The sequence below is a fragment of the Streptomyces rapamycinicus NRRL 5491 genome (genome assembly GCF_024298965.1).
Classification (GTDB): domain Bacteria; phylum Actinomycetota; class Actinomycetes; order Streptomycetales; family Streptomycetaceae; genus Streptomyces; species Streptomyces rapamycinicus.
Genome location: NZ_CP085193.1, coordinates 5,827,441 through 5,842,602, shown reverse-complemented (window position 1 = coordinate 5,842,602; position 15,162 = coordinate 5,827,441). Strand labels below are relative to the sequence as shown.

The 15,162-nt window shown below is 70.7% G+C and carries 10 protein-coding genes; 7 read left to right on the top strand and 3 right to left on the bottom strand.

Features of this window, described 5'->3' with window-relative positions; all coding sequences use genetic code 11:
• Positions 1-140: 140 nt before the first annotated feature.
• Positions 141-1,733, bottom strand: coding sequence for an FG-GAP repeat domain-containing protein (locus tag LIV37_RS24295; protein ID WP_020869738.1), 1,593 nt, complete (start codon positions 1,731-1,733; stop codon positions 141-143).
• Between the two features lie 459 nt (positions 1,734-2,192).
• Between LIV37_RS24295 and LIV37_RS24290 the strand changes: the two genes are divergently transcribed.
• Positions 2,193-5,417, top strand: a complete 3,225-nt coding sequence (locus tag LIV37_RS24290; protein ID WP_214663051.1) for a SpoIIE family protein phosphatase — start codon at positions 2,193-2,195, stop codon at positions 5,415-5,417.
• Between the two features lie 58 nt (positions 5,418-5,475).
• Here LIV37_RS24290 and LIV37_RS24285 read toward each other — a convergent pair whose 3' ends face one another.
• On the bottom strand, positions 5,476-7,764 hold the full coding sequence (locus LIV37_RS24285) for a (Fe-S)-binding protein (RefSeq protein WP_020869735.1): 2,289 nt from the start codon (positions 7,762-7,764) through the stop codon (positions 5,476-5,478).
• 311 nt (positions 7,765-8,075) lie between these two features.
• On the opposite strand from LIV37_RS24285, the gene dnaK reads away from it, so the two are divergent.
• The 6 genes from dnaK to proP all read left to right on the top strand — a co-directional run bounded on the left by dnaK (position 8,076) and on the right by proP (position 14,538).
• A complete protein-coding gene (gene dnaK / locus LIV37_RS24280; protein ID WP_020869734.1) occupies positions 8,076-9,944 on the top strand; it encodes a molecular chaperone DnaK in 1,869 nt (622 codons plus the stop codon).
• On the top strand, positions 9,941-10,591 hold the full coding sequence (gene grpE / locus LIV37_RS24275) for a nucleotide exchange factor GrpE (protein WP_020869733.1): 651 nt from the start codon (positions 9,941-9,943) through the stop codon (positions 10,589-10,591). The genes dnaK and grpE overlap by 4 nt, the downstream gene beginning before the upstream one ends.
• A gap of 45 nt (positions 10,592-10,636) precedes the next feature.
• Positions 10,637-11,821: a molecular chaperone DnaJ gene (gene dnaJ, locus LIV37_RS24270; RefSeq protein WP_020869732.1), complete on the top strand. Its 1,185-nt coding sequence runs from the start codon at positions 10,637-10,639 to the stop codon at positions 11,819-11,821.
• Position 11,822: 1 nt separating this feature from the next.
• A complete protein-coding gene (locus tag LIV37_RS24265) occupies positions 11,823-12,296 on the top strand; it encodes a heat shock protein transcriptional repressor HspR (RefSeq protein ID WP_020869731.1) in 474 nt (157 codons plus the stop codon).
• Between the two features lie 205 nt (positions 12,297-12,501).
• Entirely contained in the window at positions 12,502-12,873 is a 372-nt protein-coding gene (locus LIV37_RS24260; protein ID WP_020869730.1) for a cupin domain-containing protein, read from the top strand.
• Between the two features lie 129 nt (positions 12,874-13,002).
• Positions 13,003-14,538 (top strand): glycine betaine/L-proline transporter ProP, encoded by a 1,536-nt coding sequence (gene proP, locus LIV37_RS24255; RefSeq protein WP_202979631.1) that lies wholly within the window; start codon positions 13,003-13,005, stop codon positions 14,536-14,538.
• Between the two features lie 91 nt (positions 14,539-14,629).
• On the opposite strand, the gene LIV37_RS24250 is transcribed toward proP, so the two are convergent.
• Positions 14,630-15,034, bottom strand: a complete 405-nt coding sequence (locus tag LIV37_RS24250) for a pyridoxamine 5'-phosphate oxidase family protein (RefSeq protein WP_020869728.1) — start codon at positions 15,032-15,034, stop codon at positions 14,630-14,632.
• Between the last annotated feature and the right edge of the window lie 128 nt (positions 15,035-15,162).

Genomic DNA, 15,162 nt, shown 5'->3' with positions numbered 1-15,162 from the left:
CTTATGGGTTTTCCCCCGGTGGGGGGTGGGGCCAGCTGGGGGTGGTCGGGGGGCGGCCGGGGGAGGCCGGGGGGGGGCGGTGTGCCCGCCCGGCGTTCGCGCCCCTGTTTGTGCCCTTGTTTGTGCCCGGCGTTCGCGCCCTAGTTTGCGTCCTGGTTCGCGTCCGTCGCGAACGGCTTGCTGCTGAAGGCCGTCTTGTCCGCCGTGCCGTCCGTGATCCACCACCACTCGGGGCGTTCGCCGTACCGCGAGAAGGCCAGTCCGGGGCCCCACGCCAGGACGACCTCGTCCTTACCGTCGTGATCGAAGTCCGCGACGCCGTAGAGCCGGGCCGCGCGCTCGCCCTTACGGATGGTCTTGCCGTCCACGACGGCGGGTGCCGCGCGGGTCAGCAGGTGACGCCCGGCGACGCGGGTCGTGGCGGGGCGGGAGCCCCGCAGGGTGAGCAGCTCGACGCCGCCCCGCCCGAGCGAGACGGCCAGTTCGTCGGTGCCGTCGCCATTGGTGTCGGCGGCGGCCAGGGTGCCCGACATCCCGGGCACCTTGAGGGGGTGCGGAACCGAACCGGGCGTACGCGCCGCCCCCTTGTGGTAGACGCTCACGGTCTTGCCGATGTCCGGCCGCTCCGTCTCCACGCCCGGCTCGTCGTTACGGGTGCCGCTGTCGCCGACCGCGACATCGCGGTGGCCGTCGCCGTCGAAGTCGCCGAAGGCGATCGAGTTGCCCTCGCGCAGCCTGCGGCCCGTGTGGCCGAGGCCGTGGGACCCGGCGGCGAGGAGGGTGGAGCCGGACTGGTCGTTGTCGTTGAGCGCGTGCACCACCAGATCGGTGGGGCGGTGACCGTCGGCGGTGTCGGCGATGGTGTCGGCGATGAGATCGCCGATCTCGCCGTGGCCCTCCAGCGGGCTCGCGTACGGCACGGTCCGGGCGGCCTTGCCCGCGCGGTTGAACGGTCCGTACAGCACCAGCAGCGAGTGCCGGTCCGCGCGGACCAGGGCCAGGTCGTGGTGGCCGTCGCCGTTGAAGTCGCCGATGGTGGGGCGCTGGGCGTCCACACCGTCGTCCGGGCCGGTCAGCTGGACGCGGGCGGCGGAGCGGGTGCCGTGGGGGCCACCGGGGCCGCCCCAGGAGATGTAGGGGACGGTCCGGACGGTGGCCTGGGTGCGCTCGGTCTCCTGCTTGCCGAGCGCCTCGCCCGCCGTGGTGGTGACGTCGGCGTAGCCGTCGCCGTCGAGGTCGGCCGTGGCCACCTCGGTCGCGCCCGCGACGGTGACGTCCTGGGACGGCAGGCCGAGGTCGCGGTGGCGGAGCACGGTGCGGGTGGCGGGATTCAGGCCGTGGGACGAGCCGTGGACGAAGGCGATCCGGCTGGGCAGCCCCCCTTTTCCGGACGGGACGGGGACGCGCAGATCGGGGTAGCCGTCGCCGTTGACGTCGTCCGGCAGCCGGCTGCCCTTGCCGTGGGGGACGGGCGCGGTCGCGGTGGGGGTGATGACGGACCCGGCGGTGGAGCCGTCGCGCTCGCCTCGTGCGCCGTCGTCGGGGCCGCAGGCGGTGAGCAGCAGCGCCAGACAGGCCGTACCGGCGGCGACGGCGGTGGTGACGGAAGCGGCGGCAGAGGCGGCAGAGGCGGCGGCTGAGGCGCCGGGGACGCGGGGGACGCGGGGGAGGGAGCGGCGGCGGGGGCCCGGGACGCGGCCGGGTGGAGCTGTGGGGGGAGGTGCTGGCGTCATCGGGCCACCTCAACCCATCAGGGCGGCTGAGGCCATGGGGCACGGCACTTCGTTACGAGGGTGATGCCTGGCGCTCCGGCGGGCCGCCGCTCGGTGATCTTTCCGGATGAGGCGGGATCGATCAGTCCGCTTGACTGTAAAGATGACCTTTGGAGCACAAGGGCTGTCCAGGACATTTACGGATGCCGCGTTGGGCATGATCCTGTAGGGAATTCGCAACGTCGTTGTGAGAAGGGATACTTCACGGCCAGTATCGGTACGTCCGGCGGGGGAACTTCGATGCGGAAAAGCGGGGGCAACCATGTGCTTAACGCACGGTGTGCGGATGACGGGTGAGGCGACGAGACCGGTGAAAGAGGGCGCGGGCGGGGTGTAGTCGCGATGTCGGACGGGAGTGCTCGGCCGGCGGCGGAGGATGCCGCTCGCCTGCCGCTGAGCGAGGGTGCTAAAAATAGCGACATGGCCGGACTTTTCGGTCGACCACGGGTTCCGCTGGCCCGCACGATGACCGACTGGCGCCCACGCGGTCGGCGTGAGGGGCCCCGCTCGGCATGGGAGCGACGTGGGCGGCGCGTTCAGCAGGACGACACGCAGGACGACACGCAGGACCAGCAGGACCAGCGGAACCGACAGGACCCGCGAGACCAGCAGGGTCAGCGAGACCAGCAGGGTCAGCGAGACGAGCGAGACCGGCGAGGGCAGCGCGATCGGCGGGATCAGCGCGATCAAGCCGATCCGCAGGGCTCGCAGGGCTCGCAGGGCCCCCATGACCGCTGGGGTCCGCAGGGTCGGCAGAGCGCGTACGCCCAGCTGAGCCCGCATGGGCGGCCCCCGGTGCGCACCGGCTGGAGCGGCCGCGGATCGGGCCCCGGCTCCGGCCCCGGCTCCGGCTCCGGCCCCGGCGGCGGCTCCGGCCGTCCCAACGGCCGCGGCTATGGGCGACGGCCCCGCTGGAGCCCGGTGCGCGGCGTCCGCACCGTGGCCGGCCAGGTCTTCGTCCTCCAGGTCGGCGTCGTGCTGCTGCTGGTCGTCGCCGCCGTCGTGGCGCTCGTCCTGCAGTCCCGCTACGACAGCGAGCGGGAGGCCCGTAACCGCTCCATGGCGGTCGCCGAGAGCTTCGCGAACGCGCCGGGCATGGTGAGCGCGCTGCGCGGCCGCGATCCCAGCGCCGTGCTGCAGCCGCTCGCCGAGCGGGCCCGTAAGGGCTCCGGGGTCGACTTCGTCGTGGCCATGACGCCGCAGGGGATCCGCTACACCCACCCCAACCCCGCCCGGATCGGGAAGCACTTCATGGGCAGCATCCGCCCGGCGGCCGAGGGCCGGACGGTCCAGGAGACCTTCACCGGCACGCTCGGCCTGTCCGTACGGTCCGTGGTGCCCGTCAAGGACGCCCAGGGGAAGGTCGTCGGCCTGGTCGCGGCGGGTATCACGATCAAGAAGGTGAGCGGCGCCGCCGACCATCAGCTGCCGCTGCTGTTCGGCGCGGCCGCGGCCGCCATGGCGCTCGCCACGGCGGGCACGGCCCTGGTCAGCAGGCGGCTGCGGCGCCAGACCCACGGGCTGGACCCGTCCGAGATGACGCGGATGTACGAGCACCACGACGCGGTGCTGCACTCGGTGCGCGAGGGCGTGCTGATCGTCGGCGGCGACGGACGGCTGGTGCTGGCCAATGACGAGGCGCGCCGGCTCTTCGACCTTCCGCCGGACGCCGAGGGCCGTCTGGTGTCCGAGCTCGGCTTCGATCCGCACACCGCCGCGCTGCTGGCGTCCGGGCGCCCCGCCACCGACGAGGTCCATACGGCGGGTGAGCGGCTGCTGTCCGTAAGCCACCGCCCCACCGACCGCGACGGCGGCCCGCCCGGCAGCGTCGCCACCCTGCGCGACACCACGGAGCTGCGCGCGCTGTCCGGCAAGGTCGACCTCGCGCGCAACCGCCTCAAGCTGCTGTACGACGCGGGCGTCTCCATCGGCACCACGCTGGACGTGGTGCGCACCGCCCAGGAGCTGGCGGAGTACGCGGTGGCCCGGTTCGCCGACTACGTCTCGGTGGACCTCGCGGACTCGGTGCTGCGGGGCGAGGAGCCCCCGGACGGGGCCTCGGGCATCAGCGCCTCGGACGCGGGCTCGTGGGCCGCCGTGGCGGCCGCGGACGGCGGCAGTACGGTCCTGCGCCGTACGGCTCTCAGCGGCATCCGGGACGACGGCCCGCTCTACCCCCTCGGCATGCTGATCGAGTTCGGCCCGAGCGCGCCCCAGGCCCGGGGCTTCCGCAGCGGGGCGGTCACGGTCGAGCCGGTCCTGGGCGACTTCGGCGGCTGGCAGGAACAGGACCCCGAGCACGCCCGCCGGATCGTCGACTACGGCATCCACTCGATGATCACGGTCCCGCTGCGGGCCCGGGGCGTCGTGCTGGGCGTGGCCAGCTTCATGCGCGCGGAGAAGCCGGAGCCCTTCGAGGAGGACGATGTCTCCCTCGCGGAGGAGCTGGTCACCCGGGCCGCCGTCAGCATCGACAACGCCCGCCGCTACACCCGCGAGCACACCATGGCGGTGACCCTCCAGCGCAGCCTGCTGCCCCGGATGCTGCCGGAGCAGAACGCGCTGGACGTGGCGTACCGCTATCTGCCGGCGGAGTCGGGGGTCGGGGGTGACTGGTTCGACGTCATTCCGCTGCCGGGGGCGCGGGTGGCGCTGGTGGTGGGGGATGTGGTGGGCCACGGCTTGCACGCGGCGGCGACGATGGGGCGGCTGCGGACGGCGGTGCACAACTTCTCCACGCTCGATCTCCCGCCCGATGAGATCCTCTCCCACCTCGACGATCTGATCGCCCGGATCGACCAGGACGAGGGCCCGGGCGGGCTGGACGGCGACGGCAGCGGTGGCAGCGAGGGGATCACGGGAGCCACGTGTCTGTACGCGATCTACGATCCGGTGACACGGCGGTGCACGATGGCGCGGGCCGGTCATCCGCCGCCCGCGCTGGTGCGTCCGGACGGCTCGGTGGAGTTCCTGGAACTTCCCGCGGGGCCGCCGCTGGGCCTGGGCGGGCTGCCGTTCGAGACCGCGCAGCTGGAGCTGCCCGAGGGCAGCCATCTGGTGCTCTACACCGACGGGCTGATCGAGAAGCGCGACCGGGACATCGACACCGGTCTGGAGATGCTGCGCGGTGCCCTCGCGCACCCCGGCCGGACGCCTGAGGACGCCTGTACGGCGGTGCTGGACGCGCTGCTGCCCGATCGCCCGAGCGATGACATCGCGCTCATCGTGGCCCGTACGAGGGTGCTGGAGCCCGGTCTGACCGCCGATTGGGAGGTGCCGTCCGATCCGGCGCAGGTGGCCGGGGTGCGCGCCGCGGTGGCCCGGAAGCTCGCGGAGTGGGATCTGGGCGATGTCGCGTTCACGACCGAGCTCATCCTCAGCGAGCTGATCACCAACGCGATCCGCTACGCGACCGGCCCGATCCGGGTGCGGCTGCTCTGCGACCGCAGCCTGATCTGCGAGGTCTTCGACACCAGCAGCACCTCCCCGCATCTGCGGTACGCGGGGACGACCGACGAGGGCGGCCGGGGGCTCTTCCTGGTCTCGCAGTTCGCCGACCGCTGGGGTACCCGCTACACCGCCGACGGCAAGGTCATCTGGACCGAGCAGGCGCTGCCGCTGTCGAAGAACGGCAAGCCGCGATAAGGGTGAGGCCCGCCCGCGCGGTGCGCGGGCGGGCCTCGTCATGGTCGATGCGGGGGCGTCACTTCACCGGCGCGGGCTCCGGGGCCTCGGTCGACTCGCCGTCGCCCTCCGGCGCGGCCGGGGTCTTCACCGAGTCCAGGAGCAGCTGAGCCACGTCCACGACCTGGAGCTCCTCCTTCGCCGTCCCGTCATTTTTCTTGCCGTTGACGGAGTCGGTGAGCATGACCAGGCAGAACGGGCAGGCGGTGGAGACGATGTCCGGGTTGAGGGACAGCGCCTCGTCCACGCGCTCGTTGTTGATGCGCTTGCCGATCCGCTCCTCCATCCACATCCGGGCGCCGCCCGCGCCACAGCAGAAGCCGCGCTCCTTGTGGCGGTGCATCTCCTCGTTCCGCAGCCCGGGCACCTTGGCGATGATCTCGCGCGGCGGGGTGTAGACCTTGTTGTGGCGGCCCAGGTAGCAGGGGTCGTGGTAGGTGATCAGACCCTCGACCGGGGTGACCGGGACCAGCTTGCCCTCGTCGATGAGGTGCTGGAGCAGCTGGGTGTGGTGGATGACCTCGAACTCGCCGCCCAGCTGCGGGTATTCGTTCGCGATCGTGTTGAAGCAGTGCGGACAGGTCGCGACGATCTTCTTCTTGGACTTCTCGACCACGACGCCCTCGTCGGCGTCCTCGCCGAAGGCCATGTTCAGCATCTCGACGTTCTGCTGGCCGAGCTGCTGGAAGAGGAACTCATTGCCCAGGCGGCGGGCGGAGTCACCGGTGCACGCCTCGTCGCCGCCCATGATCGCGAACTTGACCCCCGCGATGTGCAGCAGCTCAGCGAAGGCCTTGGTGGTCTTCTTGGCCCGGTCCTCCAGGGCGCCCGCGCAGCCGACCCAGTACAGGTAGTCGACCTCGGTGAGGTCCTCGATGTCCTTGCCGACGACCGGCACCTCGAAGTCGACTTCCTTGGTCCACGCCAGCCGCTGCTTCTTGGCCAGGCCCCAGGGGTTGCCCTTCTTCTCCAGGTTCTTGAGCATCGTGCCCGCCTCGGACGGGAACGAGGACTCGATCATCACCTGGTAGCGGCGCATGTCCACGATGTGGTCGACGTGCTCGATGTCCACCGGGCACTGCTCGACGCACGCACCGCAGGTGGTGCAGGACCACAGCACATCGGGGTCGATGACACCGCCCGCGGCGAAGCCGCTATCAGACGCAGCTTCCAGCGTCCCGATCAGCGGACGCTCGGCCTCCGCCAGCGCGGCCGCGGGCACACCGGCGAGCTGCTCCTCGCTCGCCTTCTCCTCGCCCTCCATCGTCTTGCCGCCACCGGCGAGCAGATACGGGGCCTTGGCGTGCGAGTGGTCGCGCAGCGCCATGATCAGCAGCTTGGGCGAGAGCGGCTTGCCGGTGTTCCAGGCGGGGCACTGCGACTGGCAGCGGCCGCATTCGGTGCAGGTGGAGAAGTCGAGGATGCCCTTCCAGGAGAAGTGCTCGATCTGCGAGACGCCGAACTGGGCGTCCTCGTCCGGGTCCTCGAAGTCGATCGGCTTGCCCTCGCTCACCATCGGCTGCAGCGCGCCGAGCGCCACCTCGCCGCTGGACTCCCGCTTGAACCAGATGTTGGGGAAGGCGAGGAAGCGGTGCCAGGCGATGCTCATGTCGAGGTTGGTGCTGACCGTGATCATCCAGATCATGGTCGTGCCCAGCTTGATCATCGCGAAGAAGTAGGTCAGGTTCTGCACCGTGTCCAGGCTGAGCCCGTCGAAGAGCTGGACCAGCGGATACGAGGCGAAGTACGCGGGCTCGTAATGGTCGACGTGGTGCAGGGCGCCCTCGGTGCCGCGCAGCGCCATGATCGCGAGGCCGATGATGAGGATGACGTACTCGACGAAGTACGCCTGCCAGGCGGTGGATCCCGCGAACCGGGACTTGCGGCCGGCCCGGCTGGGCAGGTTCAGCAGCCGGATCGCCATCAGCGTCAGGATGCCCAGCGTGGTCATCGTGCCGATGAACTCGATGTACAGCTCGTAGGGGAGGAAGCCGCCGAGGATCGGCAGCGTCCAGTCCGCCTGGAAGAGCTGGCCGTAGGCGTTGATGATGGTCGGTGGCAGGGTCAGGAAGCCGATCGCCACGAACCAGTGGGCGACGCCGATGATGCCCCACTTGTTCATGCGGGTGTGCGCGAGGAACTCCCGGGCCAGGGTCACGCTGCGCTGGTAGGGGTTGTCGGTCCTGGCCCCCGCCGGGACCGGCGCGCCGAGCTTGAAGAAGCGCACGAACTGTGCGACGGCCCGGCCGAGCAGGGCAACGCCGACCGCGGTGAGGACCAGCGACACGATGATCGCGGCGAGTTGCATAAGGGGCTCCTCGAACCTGCGAGAGCTGGATTACTAAGCAGTACTCGATTACTAAGCAGTAACTTAATGTGGCTTGACCGAGATTACCCGCCCGGACGGGCACCCATGTAGTCGACGAGCCGGTGATCTGCGTCGCTCACCTGGCCCCACCTCTCCCTCATTTGGTCCCTCCTCCCTCGCTTCCGTGCCTGCTTGGGCGTAAGCCTCATATAAAACTTGAGCCCTGTCGACTCAGGTCTGTTGACAGCGGCAGATCGGGTGATGCACGCTTGAGCCTGTTCCACTCAATGCTGTAGCTGGAGGATCCCGAAATGGCACGTGCGGTCGGCATCGACCTGGGTACGACGAACTCCGTCGTCAGTGTTCTCGAAGGCGGTGAGCCCACCGTCATCACCAACGCCGAGGGCGCCAGGACCACGCCGTCCGTTGTGGCGTTCGCGAAGAACGGCGAGGTGCTGGTCGGCGAGGTCGCCAAGCGCCAGGCGGTGACCAACGTGGATCGCACCGTCCGCTCGGTCAAGCGCCACATGGGCACGGACTGGAAGATCAACCTTGACGGCAAGGACTTCAACCCGCAGCAGATGAGCGCCTTCATCCTGCAGAAGCTCAAGCGGGATGCGGAGTCCTACCTCGGCGAGAAGGTCACGGACGCGGTCATCACCGTCCCGGCGTACTTCAACGACGCCGAGCGCCAGGCGACCAAGGAAGCCGGTGAGATCGCGGGCCTCAACGTCCTGCGTATCGTCAACGAGCCTACCGCCGCCGCGCTCGCCTACGGGCTGGAGAAGGACGACCAGACCATTCTGGTCTTCGACCTCGGTGGCGGCACCTTCGACGTCTCGCTGCTGGAGATCGGCGACGGCGTGGTGGAGGTCAAGGCCACCAACGGTGACAACCACCTCGGTGGTGACGACTGGGACCAGCGCGTCGTCGACTACCTGGTCAAGCAGTTCAACAACGGCCACGGCGTCGACCTGTCCAAGGACAAGATGGCTCTGCAGCGCCTCCGCGAGGCCGCTGAGAAGGCGAAGATCGAGCTCTCCAGCTCGTCCGAGACCACCATCAACCTGCCCTACATCACGGCGTCCGCCGAGGGCCCGCTGCACCTGGACGAGAAGCTCACCCGCGCCCAGTTCCAGCAGCTCACCTCCGACCTGCTGGAGCGCTGCAAGACCCCGTTCCACAACGTCATCAAGGACGCGGGCATCTCGCTGTCCGAGATCGACCACGTGGTCCTGGTCGGCGGCTCGACCCGTATGCCCGCCGTCGCCGAGCTCGTCAAGGAGCTGACCGGCGGCAAGGAGGCCAACAAGGGCGTCAACCCGGACGAGGTCGTCGCCATCGGCGCCTCCCTCCAGGCCGGTGTCCTCAAGGGCGAGGTCAAGGACGTCCTGCTGCTGGACGTCACCCCGCTGTCCCTCGGCATCGAGACCAAGGGCGGCATCATGACCAAGCTGATCGAGCGCAACACGACCATTCCGACCAAGCGCTCGGAGATCTTCACCACGGCCGAGGACAACCAGCCTTCCGTGCAGATCCAGGTCTACCAGGGCGAGCGCGAGATCGCGGCGTACAACAAGAAGCTCGGGATGTTCGAGCTGACCGGGCTGCCCCCGGCCCCGCGCGGCGTGCCGCAGATCGAGGTCACCTTCGACATCGACGCCAACGGCATCATGCACGTCGGCGCGAAGGACCTCGGCACCGGCAAGGAGCAGAAGATGACCGTCACCGGCGGCTCCGCGCTGCCGAAGGACGACATCGACCGCATGATGCGCGAGGCCGAGCAGTACGCGGAGGAGGACCACAAGCGCCGCGAGGCCGCCGAGAGCCGCAACCAGGCCGAGCAGCTGGTCTACCAGACGGACAAGTTCCTCAAGGACAACGAGGACAAGGTCCCGGGCGAGGTCAAGACCGAGGTCGAGGAGGCCCTCACCGAGCTGAAGGAGAAGCTCAAGGGCGAGGACACCGCCGAGATCCGCACCGCGACCGAGAAGGTCGCCGCGGTCAGCCAGAAGCTGGGCCAGGCCATGTACGCCAACACCGAGGCGGGCGCGGCCGACGCCGGTGCCGCCGGTGCGGCGGGTGCCGAGGGCGGCCAGGCCAAGGCCGATGACGATGTGGTGGACGCCGAGATCGTCGACGACGACAAGGCCGACAAGGGTCAGGGTGGTGCCGCGTGACGGAGGAGACCCCGGGCTTCGAGGAGCAGCCCGACGTCCCCTCCGAGGCCGCGCAGACCCCCGACGACGCGGCGAAGGGCGCCGGGTCCGCCGACAAGGCGGGCCCGGCGGCCCCGGCCGGGGACCTCGAGCAGGTAGCCCTTCAGGCACAGCTGGACCAGGTCCGTACCGCTCTCAACGAGCGGACGACCGACCTCCAGCGGCTCCAGGCGGAGTACCAGAACTATCGGCGCCGGGTCGAGCGGGACCGGGTGACGGTCAAGGAGATCGCCGTGGCGAGCCTCCTGTCCGAGCTGCTGCCCGTGCTCGACGACATCGGCCGCGCCCGTGACCACGGCGAGCTCGTCGGCGGCTTCAAGTCGGTGGGCGACTCCGTGGAGGCGGTGGTGGCCAAGCTGGGCCTCCAGCAGTTCGGCAAGGAGGGCGAGCCCTTCGACCCGCTGATCCACGAGGCCCTGATGCACTCGTACGCGCCGGATGTCACCGAGACCACGTGCGTGCAGATTCTGCAGCCGGGGTATCGAATCGGCGAGCGCACGATCCGCCCGGCGCGGGTCGCCGTCGCCGAGCCGCAGCCGGGAGCCTCCGGCAAGGAGGGCGAGACCGCGGCGCCGGACGAGGAGAGCGGTGGCCCGGAAGAGGGCTGACGTGACGGTGACCGCGAGAGCAGCAGGAAAGGAGGGACGTCGGGGATGAGCACCAAGGACTTCGTGGAGAAGGACTACTACAAAGTCCTCGGCGTCCCCAAGGACGCCACCGAGGCGGAGATCAAGAAGGCGTACCGGAAGCTCGCCCGCGAGTACCACCCGGACGCCAACAAGGGCGACGCCAAGGCGGAGGACCGGTTCAAGGAGATCTCCGAGGCCAACGACATCCTCGGGGACCCCAAGCGGCGCAAGGAGTACGACGAGGCCCGCGCGCTGTTCGGCAACGGGGGCTTCCGCCCCGGGCCGGGCGGACCGGGCTCCACCGGCAGCTTCAACTTCGACCTGGGCGACCTCTTCGGCGGCGGCGCGCAGGGCGGCGGCGGTGGTGGCGCCAGCGGCTTCGGCGGCGGGCTCGGGGATGTCTTCGGCGGGCTGTTCGGCCGCGGCGGCACCACCCGCGCCCAGCCGCGCCGGGGCCAGGACATCGAGTCCGAGGTGACGCTCAGCTTCACCGAGGCCGTCGAGGGGGCCACGGTCCCGCTGCGGATGTCCAGCCAGGCCCCGTGCAAGGCGTGCTCGGGCACCGGCGACCGGGACGGCACCCCGCGCGTCTGCCCGACCTGCGTCGGCACCGGCCAGGTCAGCCGGGGCGGCGGGGGCGGCTTCTCGCTCACCGACCCGTGCGTGGAGTGCCGCGGCCGCGGGCTGATCGCGCAGAACCCGTGCGAGACCTGCAAGGGCAGCGGACGGGCCCGTTCCGCCCGCACCATGCAGGTCCGGATCCCCGCGGGGGTCAGCGACGGCCAGCGGATCCGGCTGCGCGGCAAGGGCGCTCCGGGCGAGACCGGCGGCCCGGCCGGCGATCTGTACGTGGTCGTGCATGTGGACCCGCATCCGGTCTTCGGCCGCAAGGACGACAACCTGACCGTCACCGTGCCCGTCACCCTTCCCGAGGCGGCGCTCGGCGGCGAGATCAAGGTCCCCACTCTGGGCGGCCCGCCGGTCACCCTGAAGCTGCCGCCCGGCACGCCCAACGGGCGGACCATGCGCGCCCGGGGCAAGGGCGCGGTGCGCAAGGACGGCACCCGCGGAGACCTGCTGGTCACCGTGGAGGTCACGGTGCCGAAGGACCTGAGCGACCCGGCGCGTGACGCGCTGGAGTCGTATCGCGAGGCGACCGTGGGAGAGGACCCACGGGCGGAGCTGTTCAAGGCCGCGAAGGGAGCTTGAGATGGACGGCCGAGGAGGAATCGGAGGCAGGGCCGCTGGCCGACCCCGCAACCCCTATGAGCTGACCGAGGATTCGCCGGTCTACGTCATCTCGGTGGCCGCCCAGCTCTCCGGGCTGCACCCGCAGACCCTGCGTCAGTACGACCGCCTCGGCCTGGTCTCCCCGGACCGTACCGCCGGCCGCGGCCGGCGGTACTCCGCGCGCGACATCCAGCTGCTCCGCCAGGTCCAGCAGCTGTCCCAGGACGAGGGCATCAACCTCGCCGGGATCAAGCGCATCATCGAACTGGAGCACCAGGTCGCGGCCCTCCAGTCCCGGGTCGCCGAGCTCCAGGCCGCGGTCGAGGGCGCCGCGACGGCCATGCAGCAGCGCGAGGCCCAGGTCCACGCCTCCTACCGCCGCGACCTGGTCCGCTACCAGGACGTCCAGCAGAGCAGCGCCCTGGTGGTCTGGCGCCCCAAGCGCCCGGAGTAGCGCCCGGCGCACGGCTTGCGCGTGGCTTGCGCGTGGTTCGTGTGTGGGTTGTGCGCGGCTTGATCGCGGGCCCGGTGACCGTACCCACGGCCACCGGGCCTTTCGCATGCCCGGGACAGGCCCGCTGACTGCCCGGGGCCCCTCGGCCGGGCGCGCCGATGGCGCGGCCCGGGCGCACCATGGAGATACGGGAGGAGGTATCCCAATGGTGGAAGTCAAGACGATCGAGAAGCCGGACGAACGGCGTGACTTTCCCGGAGGCCATATCGAGGCCCTGCATCTGACCGGGCTGGATTTCGCCGTGGGCACCTTCGAGCCCGGATGGCGCTGGCGGGAGTCGGTACGGCCGATCGTGGGCACCGACCTGTGCGAGGTCCACCACAGGGGGATCGTGGTCCAGGGCCGGATGCGGCTGCGTTGGGCCGATGGCGCGGAGGCCGAGGTGGGGCCCGGGGACGTGTACGTGGTGCCGCCCGGCCATGACGCCTGGGTGATCGGCGATGAGCAGGTCGTGGTGTACGACGTCGGCGGCCAGATGGCGGAGACCTACGCGAAGTCCAGCGATGCCGGGGCGTGAGCCCGCGGGCGGGAGCGGCGTCGGGTAGCGGTTCAGCCGGCGGCAGGGGACGAGATGACTACCGGTCGGAGACCACCGCGCGGCCGCCGCCGCGGAGGATGGCCGCACGGCAGTGCCCGTACCGACCAGCTGCTCCGGACGCTGCTGCGCCGCCGCAAGGAGCCGCTGGCGATCGAGGACGTCACCGTCGTCGACAAACCGGGGATGCGGCGCGCCGTCGCGGCGACCGCGATCGGCAACACCATGGAGTGGTTCGACTTCGGCGTCTACGCGTATGTCGCCGTCACCCTCGGCCGTGTCTTCTTCCCCGCCGACGACCCCGCCACCCAGGTGGTCTCCACGTTCGCCACCTTCGCCGTGGCGTTCCTGGTGCGGCCGCTGGGCGGGCTGGTGTTCGGGCCGCTGGGCGACCGGATCGGGCGGCGGCTGGTGCTGTCCACCACCATGATCATGATGGCGACCGGCACCTTCGCGGTGGGCCTGCTGCCCGGCTACGACGCGATCGGCTTCGCCGCCCCGCTGCTGCTGCTGGCCTGCCGGGTGGTGCAGGGCTTCTCGACCGGCGGTGAGTACGCGGGGGCGACCACGTACATCGCCGAGTTCGCGCCCGATCAGCGCCGTGGCTTCCTCGGCAGCTGGCTCGACTTCGGCACCTTCATCGGCTATTCGCTGGGCTCGGGTCTGGTCACCGTGCTCACCGCGGCCATCGGTGAGACCGGGATGGTGGACTGGGGCTGGCGGGTGCCGTTCCTGGTGGCGGGGCCGCTGGGGCTGATCGGCCTGTACATGCGGCTGCGCCTCGAGGAGACCCCGGCGTTCCAGCAGGAGGCCGAGCGGGCGGCCGAGGCGGCGGAGGCGGCCCAGGCGCAGGGTGACACCCTGCCGATCGAGGCGGCACGGCAGTCCGGGCGGGGTCGGCTGAAGGAGATCTTCACCCGGCACTGGCAGGCGGTGCTGATCTGCATGGGGCTGGTGCTGATGTACAACGTCACCAACTACATGGTGACGTCGTACCTGCCGACGTTCATGACCTCCACGCTCGGCGATGACGCCACCAAGGCCCAGGTGCTGGTGCTGGGCACCATGCTGTTCGTGGTGCTGGCGATCACGGTGGTCGGGCGCACATCCGACCGCTGGGGGCGGCGGCCGCTGTTCCTGTTCGGCAGCGTGGGCATGATCGTACTTGCCGTTCCGGCGGTGCTGCTGATCCGGGAGGGCGGCGTCCTGCTGCCCGCGATCGGCTGTCTGATCCTGGGCGCGATGCTGGTCACCTTCGCGGGGACGAGCGCCGCGACGCTCCCGGCGCTGTTCCCGACCCGGCTGCGCTACGGGGCGCTGTCGATCTCGTACAACCTCTCGGTGTCGCTGTTCGGCGGGACCACGCCGCTGCTCGCCTCGTGGCTGGTGGCCACCACGCACAACACGCTGGTGCCCGCCTTCTACCTGATGGTGGCGGGCGTCATCGGGCTGATCGCCACGGTGTTCCTGCACGAGACGGCGGGGAAGCCGCTGCGCGGTTCGGGGCCCATGGTGGAGACCGAGGAGGAGGCGCGTACGGCGGTGGCCGAGAGCCGCACGGAGGCCGGGCGGCGCGCCCGCGACGTCTGGATCCGGCTGCGCCACCCCTGGGCGGGGGCGGGACATCGGGAGGAGGACGAGGAGTGACGGGCCCCGGGCCGAGGGGAGTGACGGGCCCCGGGCCGAGGGGAGTGACGGGCCTCGGGCCAGGGCTTCAAGCCAGCAGGAGTGACGGGCCTCAGCCCCGGCCCATGGCCCGGGTGAGGGCGATCTCGATGACGACGCGGTCCGGGTTGGGGCGGGGGGTGCGCTGGTAGCGCTCGGCGTAGCGGCGTTCGGCGTCGGCGATCAGCTCGGGCTCCTCCCGTACCACCGCGAGCCCCTCCAGCGTGGCCCACCGCCTGCCCGCCAGTTGGCAGACCGCGACTCGCGCACCGCCTTCGCCCGCCGCCCGGACATGGGCGACCTTACGGCTGTGACGGTTCGCGATGACGCGGGCGAGCCCGGCCTCGGGGTCGTAGGTGACGCCGACCGGGACCACATGCGGGGTGCCGTCCGGGCGTGGGGTGGTCAGGGTGCACACATGGCGTTCGCGCCAGAAAGCGAGGTACTCGGGATCGGGGTTGCGGGGATCGACGGACATGGTCCAGAACCTAAGGCATGGTCCAGAACCTAAGGCCAGAGGAGTGGCGTTCGCGAGGTTGAGTGGAATAGACTCAACTTTACGGAGGTTGGGTAGGGCAGGGATGGGAAGACCGGAGCGAGGAGGAG

Bases quoted from the DNA above. Each gene is read 5' to 3' on its own strand.
- LIV37_RS24295 (WP_020869738.1), bottom strand. From the start codon at position 1,733: ATGACGCCAGCACCTCCCCCCACAGCTCCACCCGGCCGCGTCCCGGGC.
- LIV37_RS24290 (WP_214663051.1), top strand. From the start codon at position 2,193: ATGGCCGGACTTTTCGGTCGACCACGGGTTCCGCTGGCCCGCACGATG.
- LIV37_RS24285 (WP_020869735.1), bottom strand. From the start codon at position 7,764: ATGCAACTCGCCGCGATCATCGTGTCGCTGGTCCTCACCGCGGTCGGC.
- dnaK (WP_020869734.1), top strand. From the start codon at position 8,076: ATGGCACGTGCGGTCGGCATCGACCTGGGTACGACGAACTCCGTCGTC.
- dnaJ (WP_020869732.1), top strand. From the start codon at position 10,637: ATGAGCACCAAGGACTTCGTGGAGAAGGACTACTACAAAGTCCTCGGC.
- LIV37_RS24265 (WP_020869731.1), top strand. From the start codon at position 11,823: ATGGACGGCCGAGGAGGAATCGGAGGCAGGGCCGCTGGCCGACCCCGC.
- LIV37_RS24260 (WP_020869730.1), top strand. From the start codon at position 12,502: ATGGTGGAAGTCAAGACGATCGAGAAGCCGGACGAACGGCGTGACTTT.
- LIV37_RS24250 (WP_020869728.1), bottom strand. From the start codon at position 15,034: ATGTCCGTCGATCCCCGCAACCCCGATCCCGAGTACCTCGCTTTCTGG.